17 protein-coding genes and 1 pseudogene are annotated in these 19,939 nt (G+C 67.9%); 12 read left to right on the forward strand and 6 right to left on the reverse strand.

Annotated elements, in window-relative coordinates; all coding sequences use genetic code 11:
* Positions 1 to 87 precede the first annotated feature (87 nt).
* Positions 88 to 1,746: an ATP-dependent DNA ligase gene (locus tag ACGLHR_RS19695; RefSeq protein WP_400095962.1), complete on the reverse strand. Its 1,659-nt coding sequence runs from the start codon at positions 1,744 to 1,746 to the stop codon at positions 88 to 90.
* On the reverse strand, positions 1,743 to 2,801 hold the full coding sequence (locus ACGLHR_RS19700; RefSeq protein ID WP_400095963.1) for a ligase-associated DNA damage response exonuclease: 1,059 nt from the start codon (positions 2,799 to 2,801) through the stop codon (positions 1,743 to 1,745). Before ACGLHR_RS19700 ends, ACGLHR_RS19695 begins: the two co-directional genes overlap by 4 nt.
* 91 nt (positions 2,802 to 2,892) lie before the next feature.
* Between ACGLHR_RS19700 and ACGLHR_RS19705 the strand changes: the two genes are divergently transcribed.
* The 8 genes from ACGLHR_RS19705 to ACGLHR_RS19740 all read left to right on the forward strand — a co-directional run bounded on the left by ACGLHR_RS19705 (position 2,893) and on the right by ACGLHR_RS19740 (position 10,361).
* Entirely contained in the window at positions 2,893 to 3,207 is a 315-nt protein-coding gene (locus ACGLHR_RS19705; RefSeq protein ID WP_400095964.1) for a hypothetical protein, read from the forward strand.
* 146 nt (positions 3,208 to 3,353) lie between these two features.
* Positions 3,354 to 3,965, forward strand: coding sequence for a type 1 glutamine amidotransferase domain-containing protein (locus ACGLHR_RS19710; protein ID WP_400095965.1), 612 nt, complete (start codon positions 3,354 to 3,356; stop codon positions 3,963 to 3,965).
* 192 nt (positions 3,966 to 4,157) lie between these two features.
* Positions 4,158 to 5,039 (forward strand): STAS domain-containing protein, encoded by an 882-nt coding sequence (locus ACGLHR_RS19715; protein ID WP_400095966.1) that lies wholly within the window; start codon positions 4,158 to 4,160, stop codon positions 5,037 to 5,039.
* Positions 5,040 to 5,062: 23 nt separating this feature from the next.
* Positions 5,063 to 5,416 carry an STAS domain-containing protein gene (locus ACGLHR_RS19720; RefSeq protein ID WP_318233437.1) on the forward strand — a complete coding sequence of 118 codons (354 nt, stop codon included), beginning with the start codon at positions 5,063 to 5,065 and terminating at the stop codon, positions 5,414 to 5,416.
* Positions 5,413 to 5,883 carry an anti-sigma regulatory factor gene (locus ACGLHR_RS19725; RefSeq protein WP_400095967.1) on the forward strand — a complete coding sequence of 157 codons (471 nt, stop codon included), beginning with the start codon at positions 5,413 to 5,415 and terminating at the stop codon, positions 5,881 to 5,883. Before ACGLHR_RS19720 ends, ACGLHR_RS19725 begins: the two co-directional genes overlap by 4 nt.
* A gap of 11 nt (positions 5,884 to 5,894) precedes the next feature.
* The gene (locus tag ACGLHR_RS19730; RefSeq protein WP_400095968.1) at positions 5,895 to 7,001 is read left to right on the forward strand and encodes an ATP-binding protein; all 1,107 of its coding nucleotides are present in this window, start codon (positions 5,895 to 5,897) and stop codon (positions 6,999 to 7,001) included.
* Positions 6,998 to 8,395, forward strand: a complete 1,398-nt coding sequence (locus ACGLHR_RS19735; protein ID WP_400095969.1) for a sensor histidine kinase — start codon at positions 6,998 to 7,000, stop codon at positions 8,393 to 8,395. The genes ACGLHR_RS19730 and ACGLHR_RS19735 overlap by 4 nt, the downstream gene beginning before the upstream one ends.
* A gap of 7 nt (positions 8,396 to 8,402) precedes the next feature.
* On the forward strand, positions 8,403 to 10,361 hold the full coding sequence (locus ACGLHR_RS19740; protein ID WP_400095970.1) for a response regulator: 1,959 nt from the start codon (positions 8,403 to 8,405) through the stop codon (positions 10,359 to 10,361).
* Positions 10,362 to 10,665: 304 nt separating this feature from the next.
* Here the strand turns inward: ACGLHR_RS19740 and ACGLHR_RS19745 are convergent, their stop codons facing one another.
* The 3 genes from ACGLHR_RS19745 to ACGLHR_RS19755 all read right to left on the reverse strand — a co-directional run bounded on the left by ACGLHR_RS19745 (position 10,666) and on the right by ACGLHR_RS19755 (position 12,522).
* Positions 10,666 to 11,139 carry a PRC-barrel domain-containing protein gene (locus ACGLHR_RS19745; protein ID WP_400095971.1) on the reverse strand — a complete coding sequence of 158 codons (474 nt, stop codon included), beginning with the start codon at positions 11,137 to 11,139 and terminating at the stop codon, positions 10,666 to 10,668.
* Positions 11,140 to 11,201: 62 nt separating this feature from the next.
* Positions 11,202 to 11,501 carry a hypothetical protein gene (locus ACGLHR_RS19750; protein WP_400095972.1) on the reverse strand — a complete coding sequence of 100 codons (300 nt, stop codon included), beginning with the start codon at positions 11,499 to 11,501 and terminating at the stop codon, positions 11,202 to 11,204.
* A gap of 190 nt (positions 11,502 to 11,691) precedes the next feature.
* Positions 11,692 to 12,522: a sensor histidine kinase gene (locus ACGLHR_RS19755; RefSeq protein ID WP_400095973.1), complete on the reverse strand. Its 831-nt coding sequence runs from the start codon at positions 12,520 to 12,522 to the stop codon at positions 11,692 to 11,694.
* A 250-nt stretch (positions 12,523 to 12,772) separates the two neighbouring features.
* Between ACGLHR_RS19755 and ACGLHR_RS19760 the strand changes: the two genes are divergently transcribed.
* The gene (locus tag ACGLHR_RS19760) at positions 12,773 to 15,340 is read left to right on the forward strand and encodes a glycogen/starch/alpha-glucan phosphorylase (protein WP_400095974.1); all 2,568 of its coding nucleotides are present in this window, start codon (positions 12,773 to 12,775) and stop codon (positions 15,338 to 15,340) included.
* Between the two features lie 28 nt (positions 15,341 to 15,368).
* Here the strand turns inward: ACGLHR_RS19760 and ACGLHR_RS19765 are convergent, their stop codons facing one another.
* On the reverse strand, positions 15,369 to 16,778 hold the full coding sequence (locus ACGLHR_RS19765) for a sigma-54-dependent transcriptional regulator (protein ID WP_400095975.1): 1,410 nt from the start codon (positions 16,776 to 16,778) through the stop codon (positions 15,369 to 15,371).
* Positions 16,779 to 17,101: 323 nt separating this feature from the next.
* Between ACGLHR_RS19765 and ACGLHR_RS19770 the strand changes: the two genes are divergently transcribed.
* The 3 genes and pseudogenes from ACGLHR_RS19770 to ACGLHR_RS19780 form a co-directional block, all read left to right on the forward strand.
* The gene (locus ACGLHR_RS19770; RefSeq protein ID WP_400095976.1) at positions 17,102 to 18,127 is read left to right on the forward strand and encodes a sigma-54 interaction domain-containing protein; all 1,026 of its coding nucleotides are present in this window, start codon (positions 17,102 to 17,104) and stop codon (positions 18,125 to 18,127) included.
* Between the two features lie 530 nt (positions 18,128 to 18,657).
* Positions 18,658 to 19,164, forward strand: a complete 507-nt coding sequence (locus ACGLHR_RS19775; RefSeq protein WP_400095977.1) for a glycogen/starch synthase — start codon at positions 18,658 to 18,660, stop codon at positions 19,162 to 19,164.
* Positions 19,165 to 19,186: 22 nt separating this feature from the next.
* Positions 19,187 to 19,939: pseudogene (locus ACGLHR_RS19780) on the forward strand (DUF3416 domain-containing protein); the annotation flags it as partial.

The raw sequence follows: 19,939 nt of genomic DNA on the forward strand, positions 1-19,939 counted from the left end.
GGCATGGATACTGCGAAACGGCCAGTATGGCCGCGCCTGCGGCGCTTGGCAATCCGCCCGGCGCCGTCGGAGCGCGGCGGCGTGCGCTCATGCCATCGCCTCGGCGGGCAGCATCGCCTCCAGCACGGCCAGGGTATCCGCGTCATCGATGCGCTTGTCGGTGCGCCAGCGCAGCATGCGCGGGAAGCGCACCGCGATGCCGCTCCTGTGTCGGCTGCTGCGGGCAATGCCCTCGAAGCCCAGCTCGAACACCAGGCTGGGCGCCACGCTGCGCACCGGGCCGAACTTCTCCACCGTGGTCTTGCGCACGATGGCATCGACCTGGCGCATCTCCTCATCCGTGAGCCCCGAGTACGCCTTGGCGAAGGGCACCAGTGCACGCTGCGGATTGCCCGCCGGCGCGTTCCAGACGGCGAAGGTGAAATCGGTATAGAGGCTGGCGCGGCGGCCGTGACCGCGCTGGGCGTAGATCAGCACGGCGTCCACGGTGTAGGGGTCGATCTTCCACTTCCACCATACGCCGGTGTCCTTGGTCCGCCCGGCGCCGTAACCTGCCCCCGCCTGCTTGAGCATCATGCCTTCCACGCCCATCTCGCGGGAGGCCTCGCGCAGGCGGGCGTAGGCCTGCCAGTCTGGCGCGCTGACCAGGGGGCTGAGTTCCAGCGCGGGATGCTTGTGCCGTGCCTGCAGCGAATCCAGCTGGCGGCGACGTTCGACGTGCGGGCGCGCGCGCCAGTCCTCGCCCTGCCATTCCAGCAGGTCGTAGGCCAGCAGGATCACCGGGGTTTCACGCAGCAGCCGGGCGCTCAGGTTCTTGCGGCCGATGCGCTGCTGCAAGCGCGCGAACGGCTGCGCGCGGCGCCCTTCCCAGACCACGATCTCGCCGTCGAGCACGGTGCCGTCGGGCAGGTCGCGCGCCATCTCCACCAGTTCCGGAAAGCGCTCGGTCATCAGGTCCTCCCCGCGCGACCAGATCCAGGTCTCGCCGCCGCGCTTTACAACCTGGGCGCGGATACCGTCCCATTTCCACTCGACCAGCCAGTCCCGTGGTGGGCCGAGCACCGTGGCGAAATCGTCCGGGTCCGCCTGCAGCGGGTGGGCGAGGAAGAACGGATACGGCTGGCCGCCAATGCGCGCTTCGGCACCCTCCCCGCCCACCGGGGCCAGCAGGGCGAGATAGCGCTGCGGGCCAGGGCGCGCCGACAGGTCCGTGTAGCCCACCAGCCGTTCGGCCACGCGCTTGGGGTCGATGCCGGCCACTTCACCCAGAGCGCGAGTGACCAGCAGCCGCGACACGCCCACGCGAAAGCTGCCGGTGATGAGCTTGAACAACACCAGCCGCGCCGGGGTGTCCAGCACCTGCCAGAGCGCGTCCAGGCGCGGCAGCAGCGTCTCGGGCGGCAAGCCCCGCAGCGGCAGCAGGCGTTGCTCCACCCAGTCGGCCAGGCCGTCTTCGTCGGTATGAGCCGCGGGTGGCAGCAGCAAGGCGATGGTCTCCGCCAGGTCGCCCACCATCTGGTAGCTTTCCTCGAACAACCAGGGTGGCAAGCCCGAGGCGGTCTGCGCCAGCTCGCGCAGCACCGCCACCGGCACCAGCTGGCGCGGCTTGCCGCCGGCCAGGAAGTACGCCGCCCAGGCGGCGTCGCGCGGCGAGGCGGCGCGCAGGTAGGCCACCAGCGCGGCCAGCTTGGCGTTGCTGGAGGTGGTGGCGTCGAGATCCGCGTAGAGCGCGGCGAAGGCCCTCATGCTGGGGCCTCGCCGGCGATGGCAACAGATGCGGCCGCCTCGGCATCGCCAGCGGCGGCGTCGTCCTCTTCCCCGTACTCGGTCTGGAACGCCTGCGCCTGCCAGCCACCTTCGTTCAGGTAGCGCACCATCACCGGTACATTGCCGTGGGTGACGATGACGCGCTGCGCCCCGGTGGCCTCGATGGCGGACAGCAGCCCGGGCCAGTCGGCGTGGTCCGACAGCGCGAAGCCACGGTCTACGCCGCGCCGCCGGCGCGTGCCGCGCAACTGCATCCAGCCGCTGGCGAAGGCATCCGCGGCATCGCCAAAGCGCCGCATCCAGCTGGAGCGCTGGGCGGACGGCGGCGCCAGCACCAGGGCCTGGCGGAAGGCCACCGGCTTGCCCGGCAGGTCCGTCGTGCGCAAGGTGGGCGGCAGGGCCACGCCGGCCGCCTCGTACGCCGCGTTGAGCGCGGCCATGGCGCCGTGGGTGACGATGGGGCCGTGGCCCTCGCCGGCTGCTGCCAGCCCATGCAGGATCCGCTGGGCTTTGCCAAAGGCGTAGCAGTACAGCACGCTGGCGCGGCCCGCCTCGGCATTGGCGCGCCACCAGGCGTGGATCTCGGCCATGATCCGCGCCTGCGGCTGCCAGCGGTAGACCGGCAGGCCAAAGGTGCTCTCGGTGATGAAGGTGTCGCAGCGCACCGGCTCGAACGGCGCGCAGGTGCCGTCGGCCTCGACCTTGTAGTCGCCCGAGGCGACCCATACCTCGCCGCCGTATTCCAGCCGCACCTGGGCCGAGCCGAGCACGTGGCCGGCGGGATGCAGACTCAGGCGCACGCCGTGGTGATTGATGCTCTCGCCGTAGGCCAGCGTATCGAGCCGGATGCCGGGCAACCGCGCCAGCATCACGCCCCGGCCGGGTTCGGCGCACAAGTAATGCCCATGCCCGGGGCGGGCATGATCGGCATGGGCGTGGGTGATGACGGCACGCTCCACCGGGCGCCAGGGATCGATGTAGAAGTTTCCGGGCGGGCAATAGAGTCCTTCAGGCCGGGCGACGATGAGGTCCATATTGGGGTGACACAAGCAAGGTTGACCCGGCGTAGAGCCGCAAGATCCGGGCAAGGGCCGTCGCGCCACGATACACCGGCGCCGGCGGGGCATGGATATTGCCACTGGCGGTAGCGGAGTTTGTTTTTCGCTCCACACGCGCCTGCCCCCGCTTTCGCCAGAGCAGCAACAGGCCGCCGACGCCCGCAAGGCCAAGGAAGCGGAGGAAGCCCAGCGGCAAGTCGAAGCGTTGACGCGGGCGCAGGACACCCTGGCCGCCCGCTTCGGCAAGGGCGGGGGAATCTCGGCGCAATCGTCGCCCGCCCAGATTCCCCGGAAGGCAGTAGAGGCGCCAGGCAACGCCGGGCCAAGCGGCGGCACATCGCCGAGCGCCGAGGCACACAGCGGCGAGGCGGCGCGCAAGTAAGTGCCGCCGGAACCTGCCTTGCCATTGCCCTTTCTGGGCCCCTCGCGGCATGCCGCATTTACAAGCGCATGCCAAAGCTACACGGTGACCGGGCACTGCCGCCTGCCCCCTGTTTCATTCCTACCCACCGACTCCAGGAGCCAGACATGACCCAGCAACCAGCCCATACCCCCCATGCCGACCCATCCGCCGGCGCGCTTGCCGGCAAGCGCGTTGCGCTGCTGGTCACCGACATGTTCGAACAGGTCGAGCTCACCGGCCCGCGCCAGGCCCTGCAGCAGGCTGGCGCCACCACGGTGATCCTGGCGCCGGAGCACGGCGAAGTCCAGGGCGCGCACCACCACGCCAAGGCCGACCGCTTTGGCGTGCAGGCCGTGCTGTCCGAAGCACATCCCGACGATTTCGACGCCGTGGTACTGCCGGGCGGTGTCATGAATGCAGACGCCTTGCGTACCAAGCCGGAGGCCCAGCGCTTCGTCAAGAGGATCCAGGATGACGGCAAGCCGATCGCCGTGATCTGCCATGGCGCCTGGCTGTTGGTCTCCGCCGGGCTGGTCAAGGGCCGTACGCTGACCAGTTGGCCATCGCTAGCCGACGACATTCGCAACGCCGGCGGCGAATGGGTGGATCGCGAGGTGGCGCGGGACGGCAACTGGGTCAGCAGCCGCAAGCCGGACGATATTCCGGCCTTCAACCGGGAAATGGTGGCCTTGTTCGCCGGGCCAGCCCAGCCGCGCACCACGGCCAATACCCGGTGAGCATCGCGCCGGGTAGGACGCCACCGGGCGCCACCTTGGGTCCTTGTCCTACACGCGGGCACGGCTTTTGCGCCGTTTCCCGTGATCGGGCCGCGGTGCGGCGCGAGTCAGGCCAGCGCGATTGCATGCGAGTACCGGCAAACCGTGGCCAGCCAAGGCAAACGCAATAATCGGCATACCAAGGGGGGAATCGTGGCGCAAACGCTACATGCAGAAAATACCGATCAGGGCCCGGACTTCCTTGTAGCTCTTACAAGCGAGCCTGAGGCGTTGTTGAATGAATGGGTAGCGCAGCAGCTTGCCCTGCCGGGCGGGCAGCGCTTGGCGGAGGCGGATCTGCGTGACCAGTCCCAGCGCTTCCTGCATGGCCTGCGCGAGGCGCTGCGCGCTGGTGCCGCTGAGGACCTGAGCAAGCCGGAATGGGAGCGCGTACGCGGCGTGCTGGTGGATATCTCGCGCCGCCGTGCCCGCGAAGGCTTCTCCCCGGCTGACACGGCCATGTTCGTGTTCTCGCTCAAGCAGCCGGCTTTCATGCGCTTGCGCAAGCTGCTGGCCCAGGACCCGGTCCGGCTGGCGGACGAGACCTGGGCGACCAACACCCTGCTGGACCGGCTCGGCCTTTACACCACGACGCTGTACCAGGCCAGCCGTGAAGAGGTGATCGCGCGGCAGCAACGCGAGCTGATGGAACTGTCGACGCCCGTGGTGCAACTCTGGGACGACATCCTGGCGCTGCCGCTGATCGGCACACTGGATAGCGCGCGGACCCAGACCGTGATGGAGAGCCTGCTGCAAAAGATCGTCGATACCGGCGCCTCGATCGCCATCATCGACATCACTGGCGTGCCCACCGTGGACACGCTGGTCGCGCAGCACTTGCTGAAAACCGTGGCGGCGGCCCGGCTGATGGGCGCGGACTGCATCATCAGCGGCATTCGCCCGCAGATTGCGCAGACCATCGTCCACCTCGGCGTGGACCTGGCCGATGTCACCACCAAGGCGACCCTGGCGGATGCGTTCCAGGTCGCGCTCAAGCGTACCGGGGGCGCCATTACCAGCGCCGCCCAGCGCTAGCCGCGCGCAACGGACGAACGGATATGGAGCGCATTCCAATTCTTCGCATGGGCCGCCTGCTGCTGGTGACGATCCAGGTCGACATGCACGACCGGCTGGCCCTGACGCTGCAGGAGGACCTTTCCGAGCGCATCGTGATGGATCGTGCAAAGGGCGTGCTGATCGACATCTCCTCGCTGGACCTGGTGGATTCGTTCATCGGCCGGATGATCGGCAATACCGCCGCCATAGCACGCGTGCTCGACGCCCAGACCGTGGTCGTCGGCATGCAGCCCGCGGTGGCGATCACCCTGGTCGAGCTCGGCGTCACGCTGGATGGGGTACGCACCGCGCTGAACGTGGAGCGCGGCATGGCCCTGCTGCAGGCCGACGCATGAACCCCCACGACGGCGCTTTCGCGGCCCAGTGGCCCTGGCTCCAGGAGGCCTTGCGCGAGACCGACGCGGCGGTGCAACACGTCCCGTTGCGCACGGGCGAGGACGTGGTGCGGCTGCGCAAGCTGGTGCGCGAAGCGGCGGTGGCACAGGGCATGTCCCTGGTGGACCAGACCAAGCTGGTCACCGCGGCGAGCGAGTTGGCGCGCAACACGGTGCTCTACGGCGGCGGCGGCACCGCGGAAGTCCTGCCGGTGACGGCGGGCGCGCGGCGCGGCGTGCAGCTGCGGTTTATCGACCAGGGCCCCGGCATTGCCGATGTGCAGGCGGCCATGCAGGACGGATTCACCACCGGCGACGGCATGGGCCTTGGCCTGGGCGGCGCGCGCCGGCTGTCCGACGCTTTCGAGATCGATAGCGCGCCGGGCCGGGGGACGACCGTGACCATCGCCCGCTACGGCGTGTTCTGAACACGGGAAACATGATGCAGATTCGAGCCTCGATCCAGGAAGCCAGCCATGTCGCGCAGGCGCGGCGCACGGTCACCGACCTGGCCATCCGCTGCGGCTTTGGCGAGGTGGCCACGGGCCGCCTTGCCATCGCCGTCTCCGAGGCAGCGACCAACATCCTGAAGTACGGCGGGGACGGCGAATTGCTGATCCGCACCTTGCAGGAGGAAGTCGCCGGGCCGGCCGCGCCGCAGGTGGAGGTGATCGCCATCGACCGCGGCCCGGGCATGGCCAACCTCGGCGCCAGCTTGCGCGATGGCTTCTCCACGGCCGGCACCGCCGGCAACGGGCTGGGGGCAATGAGCCGGCTCGCCACCGCCTTCGATATCTATAGCGCGCCCGGCAAAGGCACCGTCTTGCGCATGGCCTTTTCCCCGTCCGACCGGATGGCCGCGCCGGACTTGCCGGCGATCTCGGTGGGATCGGTGTGCGTGCCCATCGCCGGCGAGACTGAATGCGGCGACGGCTGGCACGTGAGTTCCGCGCGCGAGCTATCCAGCCTCACGGTGGCCGACGGGCTCGGCCACGGCCCCGATGCGGCGCGCGCCGCCGAGGCCGCCAAACGGGTTGCCGCCGCCCATGCCTTCGTGGCCCCCGCGGTGCTGATAGGGCACGCCCATGCGGCACTGCGCGCCACGCGCGGCGCGGCGATCGCGGTAGCCCGCATCGAGACGGAGGCCGGGCGGATCCGCTTTGCCGGCATCGGCAACATCTGCGCCTGCGTGGTCACACCCGGGGCGCTGGGCAGCGCCGGCACGCGGCGCCAGTTGATGTCGCACAACGGCATTGTCGGCTGCACCATGCGCAAGGTGACTGAAGTGGAGGCGCCGTGGCCACCCGACACACTGTTGATCCTGCACAGCGATGGCCTGGGCACGCACTGGGACCTGGATGATTATCCCGGACTGAGCGCGCGGCACCCGGCCATCGTTGCGGCGGTGCTGTACCGGGATTTCGCGCGTGGGCGCGATGACGTCACCGTGATCGTGTGCCGCCGCAACAGCGAATGCCGCACGTGGACGGGCCCCGCGAGCGCCCCGGATTCGCCTGCCGCAGCTGGCCAGGGAGCCTTGTCATGAGGCTCCCGCTCTTCCAGCTCGCCCTGCGCGCGGACACCGATGTGGTGGTGGCGCGCCAGGCAGCCCGCAACGCCGCGGCCGAGCTTGGCTTCTCCGCGATCGAGCAAACGGCCATCGCCACCACGGTGTCGGAGCTTGCGCGCCTGCTGCTGGCGATGGACGAGCCCCGTACGCTGCGCGCGGAGATGATTCGCGGCGATTGCCGCAACGAGATGGCGCGCGAACTCGCCATCGTCGTCGATGCGGCGCCCTCCGCGATTTCAACGCTGGCGCGCATGCTGCGTGGCGAGGCCCTGCCGGACGACCCGCCGGCCCAAGCGCTACTGCATGCCGTGGCGCTGGCCGACACCTGGTCGCTCGAGCCCGAAGGATCGCCGCAAACCCGTCTCGCGATTCGCCGGCATCTGCCGCCAGCCGCGGCCGAGCCTGCGCCCGCCGCGCTGGCTGCCATCTCCGGGCATTGCCTCGAGCGCTCGCCCGATCTCATTGCGAGCGAGCTGCGCGAGCAGAACCGCGAGCTGGCGGGCACGCTGCACGAGCTGGCCGCCCGCCAGCGCGAACTTGAGCTGCTGGCCAACGAACTGGCGGACACCAACCGCGGCGTGGTGGCCCTGTACGCGGAGCTGGATGATCGCGCCGAGCGCCTGCGCACAGCGGACGAAACCAAGAGCCGCTTCCTCTCCAACGTGAGCCACGAACTGCGCACGCCGCTGAGCTCGATCCGGGCCTTGTCCACGTTGCTGCTCGACCAGACCGATGGCCCGCTCAATGCCGAGCAGGTACATCAGGTGACGATGGTGCGCCATTCCGCCGAGGCGCTGAGCCAGCTGGTGGACGACTTGCTCGACCTGGCGAAGATCGCCTCTGGCAAGACCGAGGTGCACGTCACCGAATTCACGCTGGACAATACCTTCAGCGCGCTGCGCGGCATGATGCGCCCGCTGCAGCACACCGCCGACGTGGAACTGGTGTTCGGCTCCGTCGACCATATCCCGTCGCTGCATACCGACGAGGGCAAGGTGGCGCAGATCCTGCGCAACTTTGTCTCCAACGCGCTCAAGTACACCGAGCGCGGCGAGGTGCGCGTGGGCGCCGTCTACCTTCCTGCTACCGATCAAGTGGTGCTGACGGTTGCGGACACCGGCATCGGCATTGCCCCCGATCACCTGCCGATGGTCTTTGAAGAGTTCGTGCAGGTCGCCAACCCGCTGCAGCACCGGGTCAAGGGAACTGGCCTGGGCCTCCCGCTGTGCCGCCAGCTTGCCGAATTGCTGAACGGCGACATCCATGTCCAAAGCGAGGCTGGCAAGGGATCCACCTTCACGCTGATGATCCCTGCCCACTGCCACGCGCGAACGCGCCACGCTGCACCTTTCGATACGCCACATCGCTGAGTTCGCCATGAACATCCTGCCCTCTCCCATCAACGCCAAGCGCCCGCTGATCCTTAACGTGGACGATAGCGACGGGCCTCGCTACGTCAAGGGCCGCATCCTGCAGCGCGCGGGCTTCTCCGTGCTGGAGGCCGCGAGCGGACAGGCCGCGCTGTCCCTGGTCCGCCAGCATGCCCCGGACCTGGTGCTGCTGGATGTGAAGCTGCCCGACATCAATGGGCTGGAAGTGTGCAGGCTGATCAAGAGCGATCCCGAGACCGCCAGCACGCTGGTGCTGCAGACTTCGGCCGCGCTGACCGAATCGCGCCACCGGGTGCAGGCGCTGGATGGCGGCGCCGACAGCTACCTGGTCGAGCCGGTGGAGGCAGAAGAACTGGTATCGAGCATCAATGCCCTGCTGCGCATGCGCAAGGCTGAGGAAGCCTCCCGCCAGTCATCGCAAGCCCTGCGCGAAAACGAGGAATTGTTCCGCCAGCTGGCCGAGAATCTCTCCGATCCGCTGTGGATCCTGGACCCCGCCGAGAACCAGTTCCTGTTCATGAGCCCGTCGTTCGCCCAGCTCTGGGCGCGCCCGGTGGAAGACCTCAAGCACAACCCGCGCTTTTGGCTCGCCAGCGTGCACGCCGAGGACCGCGAGCGCATGGAAGCCGCCTTCGATGCGATGCTGCGCGACGGCCATATGGATGCGGAATTCCGGCTCGAGCGAGGCGATGGCGAGGTACGTGAGGTCCGCGCGCGCGCATCCCCGGTCTCCAATACGGCTGGTGTCTTCTATCGCGTGGCCGGCATCTGCCAGGACATTACCCCGCAAAAGCGTGCCGAGCGCATGCTTCTGGAAGAGGACCACCGCAAGGACGATTTCCTCGCCATGCTGGCCCACGAGCTGCGCAACCCGCTCGCACCGATGCGCAGCGCCGCCGACTTGCTGATGCGCTGCGCGCCAAGCCGCGAGGACACCTTCAAGGCGCGCGACATCATTGCCCGCCAGCTGCATCACCTGACCCGCCTGGTGGACGACCTGCTCGATGTCGCACGCTTCACCCAGGGCCGGATCGTGCTGCGCGACGACCTGGTCGAGCTGCGCACCGCGTTGAATACCGCCGTGGAAGCCGTGCGCCCGTTGATCGATTCCCGTGGCCACACGCTGCGGCTGAGCGTGCCGGAGGGGCCGATGCCCGTACGCGGCGACCTGGTGCGGCTGACCCAGATCTTCAGCAACCTGCTGCACAACGCGGCGCGCTATACCCAGCCGGACGGCCAGCTTGCGCTGGAAGTCACCAGCGATGGCACGCTGCTCACGGTCCGCGTCCAGGACAACGGCCCCGGCCTGTCACCACAGGCGCTGCAGGCCATCTTCGACCCGGCCACCGCGCATCACGGCGACAAGCCCGCTGGCACCACCAGTGCGCAAGGCATGGGCATCGGCCTCTCGCTGGTGCAAAAGCTGGTCAAGCTGCACGGCGGCAACGTCTACGCGCAGAGCGCGGGCGCCGGCCTGGGCTGCACCTTTGTGGTGGAACTGCCCGCGCAGCCGTGGCAGAGCTGGCAGCCCGAGGTGGGCAAGCTACGGTCCCGGCCCGGCACGCCGCGCACGGTGATGGTGGTGGACGACAACATCGATGCGCTGGAGGCGATGGCGCTGACGCTGGAGGCCATGGGACACACGGTGGTGACCGCCATCGACGGGCCGGCCGCCATCGTGCGGGCAGTCAAGGCGCAGCCCGATGTGATCTTGCTGGATCTTGGGATGCCGGCGATGGATGGTTTCGAGATTGCGCAGCGGCTTCGGGCCATACCGGAGTTGCAGCATGTGCGGCTGGTGGCCTTGACTGGTTATAGCCAGCCGGCTGACCGGCAGCGCACGACGGAAGCCGGATTCGACCAGCATCTGGTGAAGCCGGTGGATCTGGAGGCGTTGTTGCGGATTCTGGATGACCTTGGGGAGCCGGTTGCCCCCCGACCTTGACTTTTCGGAGATGGAACATGCAGCTGCACTTTCATATCACACCCGAGCCTGATCAGACCCCGACACCGCCGGAAGTTCCGCCGCCGGAAGTGCCTGATCCCGATCCGCCCGCTCCCGTGAGCGATCCGCCGCCCGGGGACAGGCCGCCGCCGCCACAGCGGGCGTGAGGCTTCAACGCCAACAAGAGACCGGGCTGGCCGCGCATCCGGCCCGCCCGGTATCCCGCAATCGTTGCACGCAGGAAATCCTGCTCACCCCGCCCGCACACCCCACCCGCTCACCTCACCCCGTTATTCACACGCGCTCACCGGCCGACCCACGGGTCATAGTGATCGGACTCCCAATACGCCGAAGTGCCGTAATACTGGTGGATGCTGGTCGCCCATTGCGGATCGGCCATGGTCGGCCAGTGATCCTTGTCGAATCCGGGCGCGCCCTTGAGCTTTTCCTTGTCGATGCCAAGCACAAAACACTTGCGCCGCGTATCTAGCGTCAGCGCCGACCAGGGAACCGCGAACAACTTCTCCCCGATGCCGAGGAAGCCACCAAACGACAGTACGGCATAGGCGACCCGCCCGCCCCGCACGTCGATCATGATGTGGTCGATGGTCCCGAGATCCTCGCCGCCCGGGCCGATCACCTTGTTGCCTTCCAGCGTATCGGCGGCCATCACGAATGGCCCCGGGCCGGAGCGGTCCGCATCGAGCTCGCCGACGATGGCGGCGCCGGGCACAGGCGGGTTGGCTGGGTTGGCTGGGTTGGTTTGTAGTGGGTTCATGTGTCTGTACCTCCAGGTTCGAATTCAGGCTGTGAAGGGTGAGAAGCCGGGCCGGCTGCGATTCAATGCGAATCCGTCTTGCCCTTGCGATGCGCGGCGGGCTTTGCCCCGGCGGGCTGGTGCTCGCTGCCGCGCTTGAGACTCCAGTCCGTGTCGTCGCGCGGCGTGCTGGTTTTCCTCTCGGCGTGCATGGCGGCGCTCGGCGAGATCGGGTCGCTGGCCGGGAACGTCATGTCGAGCGCATCGTCCACCGCGTCCTGATAGGTGGCGGGGGCTTTTTGCTGTGTGTCCCTCGCGGTCCTGGCGGCCTTCGGCGGCGTGGACTTGCCGATGGCGTGCGACTTGGCCTTTTCCTTATGCATGTTCGGCTCCTTGAGCAGGGTTCGGGACATCCTGTTCATGCAAAGGGCGGGCCAATATGCACTGATGGCCTGCAGGAGGCAGCCGTGCCAATCCACGCAGGCTGAAGACGGCCTTTCGCGGGCGAAAAAAATAGCGCCCGCAAACGCGGGCGCCATGCATATTATGCTGAGATCGGTAAAAGCTACGGGTTCAAGGGGATCCGTGCGCGATGGCATGCAGCGGAAAACTCACGGAAATGCACACCCATCCGCTATCGGTCGAACACCCCTGCCCTTCGGCCTCGATGTGCGCCCCATGCGTCTCCACCAGCCGCCTGGCGAGCAGCAGCGCGGTGCCCTGGCGTGGCGCCGATACACAGCCCTGGACCTTGCGCCGGCGGAAGAAATCGGAAAGGACGGCAATGCGCTCGTCCTTGCGTGCGTCGGTGGGCGCCCGGCTCTCGGTAATGCGCAGCCGGATCCGCCCCACCTCCGGCTTGAGGTGCGCCTCCACGGTATCAGCGCTGCGCGCATGGCGGATGCAATGCACCAGCAGGTGACGCAGCAGCGGATCCAGGCGGCGGGGGTCGGCGTCGATCTGCAGGGCGGCGGCAGGCTGCCCCTCAGGGGTATCCACAAGCGCCGCAGCCAGGGTTACGCCGCGCGCATCGGCCACCGGGCGTACCTCGTCCGTCGCCTTCTGCAATGCGGCCAGCAGGTCCACGCGCTCCCACTGCGGCGGGCTCTCGTCGGCCAGCAGCGCCACCGCCTCCTCCATGTGTTCGATCAACGCCAGCTGCTGCTGCATGCCGGTGCGCATGCCGGAAAGCGCCCGCTGCGCGGAGGTCGGGGGCGTGTCGAGCGAGCGGTCCAGCACGTAGGCCCAGCTCTGCACTCCGTTAAGCGCGGAGCGCAGGTCATGCGCCACCTGGCCGATCAACGCGGCGACTTCGGCGGTGCTCTGGATCGGCCAGGTGGATTCACCGGCCACGGGATGACCCGGTGCGTCGGGGCCGTCAGAAGGATTATGTTGCTGCGACATCGATACCTTGTGGGGACTGCATGCTCACCCGGTTGTCATGCAAAAAGCATACCGCGCACGCAATTGGATTGCATCCGCGCGGCCCGAAACCGCAATCCAGGCACGCATCCGCAAAATCTTGTCTAGGATCAGAGACGTGGCTGCGCTGCGCCCTCGTCTTGCCACTCCCCGGGCTGCCACGCTTCTTGCATGCCATCCCGCGCGGGCGCCACCGCACGCGTCCCTGACCGATGCCACCAGGAGGATCCCGATGACGGCAGATACCGAGCCGACAGTCCCGCCCGCCCCGTCCGCCGCGCACCCCGGCCATGACACCCGTACCGCCATGTCCAGCGCCACCATCCGGCGCGCCTTCCTCGACCATGTGTTCTATACGCAGGGCAAGCTGCCGGGCCTGGCCAGCGGCAACGATCTCTACCAGGCCCTTGCCCACACCGTGCGCGACCGGCTGGTGCAGCGCTGGATCAGCACCGCCGAGGCCTACCTTGGCCAGCCATCGCGCACTGTCGCCTACCTTTCCGCGGAATTCCTGATGGGCCCGCACCTGGGCAACAACCTGGTCAACCTGGGCATCTGCGACGAAGTGCGGGAGGCCATGGCGGAGCTCGGCCTCGACCTGAATGAAATCCTCGCGCAGGAGGAGGAACCTGGCCTGGGCAATGGTGGCCTGGGCCGGCTGGCGGCCTGCTTCATCGATTCGCTTGCCACGCTGGAGACGCCGGCGCTGGGCTATGGCATCCGCTACGAATACGGCATATTCCACCAGTCCATCATCGATGGCATGCAGGTGGAAAGCACCGACACCTGGCTGCGCAACGGCAACCCGTGGGAGATCCAGCGCTCGGAGTGGGCGGTGCAGGTCAAGCTTGGCGGGCATACCGAGCGCTACACCGATGACCGCGGGCATTACCGCGTATGTTGGGTGCCGGACAAGACCGTGGTGGGCGTGCCCTTCGACTCGCCAATCCTCGGCTACCGCGTCAATACCGTAAACACGCTGCGCCTGTGGCGCGCGGAGGCCACCGAAGCCTTCGACTTCAATGTGTTCAACCGGGGCGACCACCTCGGTGCGGTCAGTAAGAAAGTGACCTCCGAAAACCTGACCAAGGTGCTTTACCCGAACGACGAAACGCAGCAGGGCAAGGAGCTGCGGCTGGAGCAGCAATACTTCTTCGTCTCGTGCTCGCTGCAGGACATGCTGCGCCTGCTGGACGCGCACGGCATCCCGCTGACGCGCTTCCATGAAAAATTCGCGGTGCAACTCAACGACACGCATCCCTCGATCGGCATCGCCGAGCTGATGCGCCTGCTGGTGGACGACCACGACCTGCCCTGGGACCAGGCTTGGGACATCACCCGGCGCGCCTTTGCCTATACCAACCATACGTTGTTGCCCGAGGCGCTGGAGCGCTGGCCGGTGCCGCTGTTCGAGCGCATCCTGCCGCGCCACCTGGAGATCATCTACGAGATCAACGCGCGCTTCCTGGACGAAGTGCGCATCCGGTTCTACGGCGACGCGTCGCGCCTGGCGCGGCTGTCGCTGATCGATGAAAGCGGCCCCCGCTATGTGCGCATGGCGCATCTGGCCTGCGTGGGCAGCCACGCCATCAACGGCGTGGCCGACCTGCATTCGCGCCTGATGCAGCAAGACGTGCTGAAGGATTTTTACGAGCTTTGGCCGGAAAAATTCACCAGCGTCACCAATGGCGTCACGCCGCGGCGCTGGGTGGCGCTGGCCAACCCGCGGCTCACCAGGCTGGCCTGCGACGCCATCGGAGACGGGTGGATACGCGACCTGTCCGGCCTGCGCGCCCTTGAGCCCTACGCCGACGATCCCGCCTTCCGCCACCAGTGGCATGCGGCCAAGCGCGCCAACAAGACCGACCTGGCCCGCGTGATCAAGGACTCCACCGGCGTGGTGGTGGACCCTGATTCGATGTTCGATGTCATGGTCAAGCGCATCCATGAGTACAAACGGCAGCATCTTGCCGTGCTGCATATCGTGGCGCTGTACCACCGCATCAAGTCCGATCCGCACGCGGACATCGTGCCGCGCACCTTCCTGTTTGCCGGCAAGGCCGCGCCTGGCTACCACTATGCCAAGCTGATGATCCGCTTCATCACCGCGGTGGGCGAGGTGGTCAACCGGGACCCGCAGGTGCGCGACCGGCTCAAGGTGGTCTTCCTGCCGAACTTCAACGTGACCTACGGGCAGCGCATCTACCCAGCGGCCGACCTCTCCGAGCAGATTTCGCTGGCCGGCAAGGAGGCGTCGGGCACTGGCAACATGAAGTTCGCGATGAACGGGGCCATCACCATCGGCACCATGGACGGCGCCAACATCGAGCTGCGCGACCATATCGGCGCCGACAACTTCTTCCCCTTCGGCCTGACCGCCACCGAGGTCTACGCGCTCAAGGCGGCAGGCTACCGGCCGAGCATGTTCTTCGATGGCAATGCGGAGCTGCGCGCGGTGATCGGGCTGGCCCGCCAGGGGTTTTTTTCCAAGGGCGACGCGGCCGTGTTCCAGCCGCTGTTCGACGGCTTGCTCCAGCATGACCCCTACCTGCTGCTGGCGGATTTTGCCTCCTACCTGCATTGCCAGCAGGATGTCAGCGCCGCGTTTGCCGACCAGGAGCGCTGGCAGCGCATGTCGGTGCTGTCGTCGGCACGCTCCGGGCACTTCTCGTCCGATCGCGCCATCCAGGAGTACTGCTCCCGGATCTGGCACGTCGGGCCGGTACCGGTACCCCTGCTGCACCAGGCCAGCGACGCCCATGCCGCGCACCGGCACCGGCGCCGGCTCGTCAACGCATGAGCGCAGGCCGGGCAGCGCGCGGTACATGCTAGTTCGGCGCCGTGGTGCTGCCCGGCGGCGTGCTCGTGCCGTTGGCGCGCAGCGATTCGGGCAACTCGCCCCTCGAGGCATATTCTTCCAGGCGGTTATACAAGGTCTTGAGGCTGATGCCGAGTATCTCGGCGGCGTGTTTCTTCACGCCGGAGCACTGCGCCAGCGTGGCGAAGATCAACTGGCGGTCGGCCTCGGCCAGCGACATCCCCACTGGCACCGAGACCACGGCGGTGGCGGCCGGATTGGTCGCCGCGACCTGCAGCGGCACGCGGGCATCGGCAATGAGATCCTGGTCGGCCATGATGTAGGCGCGTTGCACGAAGTTGCGCAGCTCGCGCACATTGCCTGGCCATGCATGCAGTAGCAGGCTGTCCAGCAACTCCGGGGCAAAGCGGCGTTGCGTGCCATGCTCGCCATTCATCTGCTCCAGCAGCGTGTTGGCGATCTGCACCACGTCATCGCCGCGCGCGCGCAGCGGCGGCAGCTCGATCGGGAACACATTGAGCCGGTGATAGAGGTCCGCGCGAAGCTTGCCCTCGGCTACCGCTTCCTCCGGGTTGCGGTTGGTGGCGGCCACCACGCGCACATCGGCATGCAGCTCGCGGTTGGTGCCAACGCGCATGAAGGCGCCGGACTCCAGCACGCGCAGCAGCTTGACCTGCAGCTCGATCGGCATCTCGGTGATTTCATCGAGGAAGAGCGTGCCGCCGTCGGCCCGCTCGAAGTAGCCCTTGTGCTGGCGCTCCGCGCCGGTAAAGCTGCCGCGCTCGTGGCCGAACATCTCGGATTCGATCAGCGTGGGGGAAATCGCGCCGCAGTTCACGGCCAGGAAGGGCTGGCGCCGGCGCGCGGAGAGCTCGTGCAGCGTCTGCGCGGCCAGCTCCTTGCCGGTGCCGCTCTCGCCCACCAGCAGCACCGTGGCTTCGGTGGGGGCCACCTTGCCGAGCTGGTCGTAGACCACCTGCATCGCTTCGGAGCTGCCAAGCAGGCGGCCAAAGCGGCCGTAGCGGCGCAGTTCGCCGCGCAGGCAATGGATTTCCGCCTTGAGGTCGCCGGTGGTGGCAATGCGCTTGAGGATGGTGCGCAGGCGCGTGACGTTGATCGGCTTGACCAGGTAGTCGGTGGCGCCCCGGCGCAGGGCATCCACGGCGGATTCCACACTGGCGTAGCCGGTCATGAGTATCACTTCGACGCCGGCAGTGCCAACCTCGTTGAACAAGTCCATGCCGCTGCCATCGGGCAGCTTCAGGTCGGCCAGCACGGCATCGGGCATCTGCCAGCCGATCTGCAGGCAGGCTTCGCGCAGGTCGCCTGCGGTGGCGGACGTAAAGCCCTCAGCCGCCGCGATCTCGGACAGGGCGGCACAAGCATTTTCATCGTCATCGACGATCAGGATGTGGGGCATCGTTCTCCGTATCGGCACCGTATAACCCGGCTGCCACGGCAAACACGTCCTGACCCTATGTCAGAACATACGGCAGTGGTGCGACTTGGCGCCAGGGTTAATCCGGGGATACCACCAATTTTATGCGGGCGCCAGCCGCAGCGGTACCGGTGTCTGTCTGACAACGCCACGCGCCGGCAGGCATTGGCGCAGCAACCGTTCAAAACAGTGGCCTCAAGCCAAAGCACGCGCTAGGATTAGCGCAACTGCCGCCAGATTGCCCCGCCGCCGGCGCACTTCCTGCCGACCCCGCCATTGGCAATCGCGTCCCCATGCCTCTCTCGATGACAAGCTTCAACCCGCCTGCCTCTTCCGCCTCCCGTCCCGCCACGCCGCCAAGCGGCGCGCCGCGGCGCGCGGCCGTCCAGGGTGCCTCGGCCTTGCTGTGGCAAAGCGCTTCGCCCGTCATGCAGCAGTTGCTCGCCCAGATCGACCGGGTGGCCGCCACGGAAGTCACGATGCTCGCGGTGGGCGAAAGCGGCACCGGCAAGGAACTGGTAGCCCGCGCCGTGCATGACCGCGGCGCGCGCCGGGCCGGGCCGTTCGTCGCGGTCAATTGCGGTGCCATTCCCGCCACGCTGATCGAGTCGGAGTTGTTCGGCCACGAGAAAGGCGGTTTCACGGGCGCCGTGCAGCAGAAAGCCGGGTATTTCGAGCAAGCCCGGGGCGGCACGCTGTTTCTCGATGAAGTCACGGAAATGGCGCCGGACATGCAGATCAAGCTGCTGCGGGTGCTGGAGACGCGCACCTTCCACCGCGTGGGCGGCGACACGCAGATCGTGTGCGACGTGCGGATCCTCGCCGCCACCAACCGCGACCCCGTCGAAGCGGTGCGCACCGGCCAGTTGCGGGAGGACCTGCTTTACCGCCTTGCGGTCTTCCCGTTGCACATTCCACCGCTGCGCGAGCGTGGCGAGGACATCGCGCAACTGGCCAAGCACTTCCTGGCGGAATTCAACGCCATGGAAGGCGCCGACAAGGTGTTTTCCGGCACGGCGCTGGAACGGCTGCGGCACTATGGCTGGCCCGGCAATGTGCGTGAACTGAGGAACACCATCTATCGCGCCTTTATCCTGGCCGACCGCGTCATCGACATCGCCAACCCCAATATCGCCACCCAGCCGCCACGGCCGGCCACGCTGGACGGTTTCGTCAACGTGCGCATCGGCACGTCGCTGGCCGACGCGCAGCGCGAGATCATCCTGGCCACGCTGGCGCGCTTCGACGGCGACAAGCGGCAGGCAGCGCACTCGCTGGGCATCAGCCTGAAGACGCTCTACAACCGGCTGGACACCTATCGCGCCAGTTGAGCCGCGGCGTGGTGCAACCCACCAAACGGCTGGCTGCCCCGCTTTGTAGCATTGCACCCCGATTGGGTGCCGTTTCTTCCTTCCGAGCCGCCTTTCCCGTCCTTCCGGGCATTGTCGCCTGATCCCGCGTCCCTTTCTGCTCCATCTCGGTGCGTTCACGCAAGCGGGCTTTTCCGGCTGTCTCTCCGAGCGCACTCGCCGGTCTTGCACGCCGTGTGCCGGCGCTGAGGGCCTCGCCTTTTTCCCCGAACTGCCACCGACGCGCAGTAGTATTTACACACATTGCGCATCTCCGATCCGTCAAGTCACGCCCGACGCACCTGCCGCCTTCCCCCCGCCCGCCCTTGGCGTCGCTGGGGCTCCGGGTTTCCCAGGTTTGCCGGCTCCTGGCCTGGCACGCGCTTCGCGTAACAGGAGGGGCGCGAAGGCCTGCCGCGATGCAGCAAACGGTAAGAGCCCGCACGATCGAGCGTCATGGCATCGCTTCCCATCCCCCGATGTCCGCCAAGCGATATCGAAGGAGTTCCACCTTGAACCCGAGCATGCTATTTGTTGCCGCCGAGGCGATCCCCCTGGCAAAAACCGGCGGACTGGGCGACGTGGTCAGTGGACTGGCGCGCGCGCTGCAAGCGCGCGGCTGCGACATCACCATCCTGATGCCCGGCTACCCCGAAGCCATCGCCCGCACGCAGGATGTGCGCAGCATCGGCGGGCTGCCGCTGGCGCTGCCCGCCGGCCACGGCGCCGCGCGGCTGCTGAGCGCACGCCTGCCCGGCACCAGCGTCAAGGTGGTATTGCTTGATTGCGCCGCGCTGTATGACCGCGCCGGCTCGCCGTACGTGGACGGCGCGGGCCGCGACTTCGTCGATAACCCGCTGCGTTTCGCCGCGCTCAGCCACGCGGCCACGGCCATCGCCGCCGGACGCACCGCGCTGCCGATCCCGGACGTGGTCCACGCGCACGACTGGCACGCCGCACTCACGCCGCTGCTGATGCAGCGCGCTGGCGACGGGCTGCCCGCAGCCACTCCGGCCTGACGGCAACAGGTGGGAATGAAACGTGCGAATCTGCCAGATCGACCTATCCTCCTCCCGGCCTGACGGTGCACATGATGGTGCGCATGAAGGTGCGCATGATGGTGCGCCTGACGCCGACGCACTGGCCCGAGCCGCGAAGCTGGGCTTCGACCATGTGCTGCTGGCTGGCTGGCCGGTGCTCCATGCGCAGGGTCCCGCGCTGGCGCAGGTGGTGGCGGCCTGCGCCGCCCACGGCTTGTCCTGCCTGCTGGAACTCGCACTGGACCGCTACCCGCAAGGCAGCGCCGGCCTGGACCCGGGCTGGCGCGAGCCCGCGGGCCTCGCCGCCGACCCGCGCGACACCGACAACCACCTGCCCGGCGTGCGCCTGCGCTGGCACGATCCGCATACCGCATCGGCGCTGGTGCCGTGGTGGGGAGACCGGCTGCGCACCCCTGTCGCCGCCGGCATCGCCGGCTTTGTCTGCCGCGCGCCGGCCCGCGTGGCCGGACGCCACTGGGCGGCATTGATTGCCGGCGCCCGCCGTGCCGCGCCCGGGCGCAGCGTGGCCTTCCTGGCGTGGACCCCGGGCCTGGGCCCCACGCAGCTCGATGACCTGCGCGAAGGCGGGTTCGACGGCGCCTTCTGCTCGCTGCCGTGGTGGGACTACCGCAGCGCCTGGCTCACCGAGGAGATCGCGCGCCTGCGCCCCTTTGGCAAGGTGCTGGCTGCGCCGGCGCTGGACGGCGCCGGCACCGACGTGCTGGCCGCGCGCCGCGCGCTATGGGCCGCGGCC

This window comes from Cupriavidus sp. CuC1, assembly GCF_044627735.1.
Taxonomy (GTDB): domain Bacteria; phylum Pseudomonadota; class Gammaproteobacteria; order Burkholderiales; family Burkholderiaceae; genus Cupriavidus; species Cupriavidus ulmosensis.

Coding starts and splice junctions, on each gene's coding strand:
- ACGLHR_RS19740 (WP_400095970.1), top strand. CDS start 8,403: ATGAACATCCTGCCCTCTCCCATCAACGCCAAGCGCCCGCTGATCCTT.
- ACGLHR_RS19760 (WP_400095974.1), top strand. CDS start 12,773: ATGACGGCAGATACCGAGCCGACAGTCCCGCCCGCCCCGTCCGCCGCG.
- ACGLHR_RS19755 (WP_400095973.1), bottom strand. CDS start 12,522: ATGTCGCAGCAACATAATCCTTCTGACGGCCCCGACGCACCGGGTCAT.
- ACGLHR_RS19710 (WP_400095965.1), top strand. CDS start 3,354: ATGACCCAGCAACCAGCCCATACCCCCCATGCCGACCCATCCGCCGGC.
- ACGLHR_RS19725 (WP_400095967.1), top strand. CDS start 5,413: ATGAACCCCCACGACGGCGCTTTCGCGGCCCAGTGGCCCTGGCTCCAG.
- ACGLHR_RS19695 (WP_400095962.1), bottom strand. CDS start 1,746: ATGAGGGCCTTCGCCGCGCTCTACGCGGATCTCGACGCCACCACCTCC.
- ACGLHR_RS19705 (WP_400095964.1), top strand. CDS start 2,893: ATGGATATTGCCACTGGCGGTAGCGGAGTTTGTTTTTCGCTCCACACG.
- ACGLHR_RS19700 (WP_400095963.1), bottom strand. CDS start 2,801: ATGGACCTCATCGTCGCCCGGCCTGAAGGACTCTATTGCCCGCCCGGA.
- ACGLHR_RS19765 (WP_400095975.1), bottom strand. CDS start 16,778: ATGCCCCACATCCTGATCGTCGATGACGATGAAAATGCTTGTGCCGCC.
- ACGLHR_RS19745 (WP_400095971.1), bottom strand. CDS start 11,139: ATGAACCCACTACAAACCAACCCAGCCAACCCAGCCAACCCGCCTGTG.
- ACGLHR_RS19735 (WP_400095969.1), top strand. CDS start 6,998: ATGAGGCTCCCGCTCTTCCAGCTCGCCCTGCGCGCGGACACCGATGTG.
- ACGLHR_RS19770 (WP_400095976.1), top strand. CDS start 17,102: ATGACAAGCTTCAACCCGCCTGCCTCTTCCGCCTCCCGTCCCGCCACG.
- ACGLHR_RS19720 (WP_318233437.1), top strand. CDS start 5,063: ATGGAGCGCATTCCAATTCTTCGCATGGGCCGCCTGCTGCTGGTGACG.
- ACGLHR_RS19730 (WP_400095968.1), top strand. CDS start 5,895: ATGATGCAGATTCGAGCCTCGATCCAGGAAGCCAGCCATGTCGCGCAG.
- ACGLHR_RS19750 (WP_400095972.1), bottom strand. CDS start 11,501: ATGCATAAGGAAAAGGCCAAGTCGCACGCCATCGGCAAGTCCACGCCG.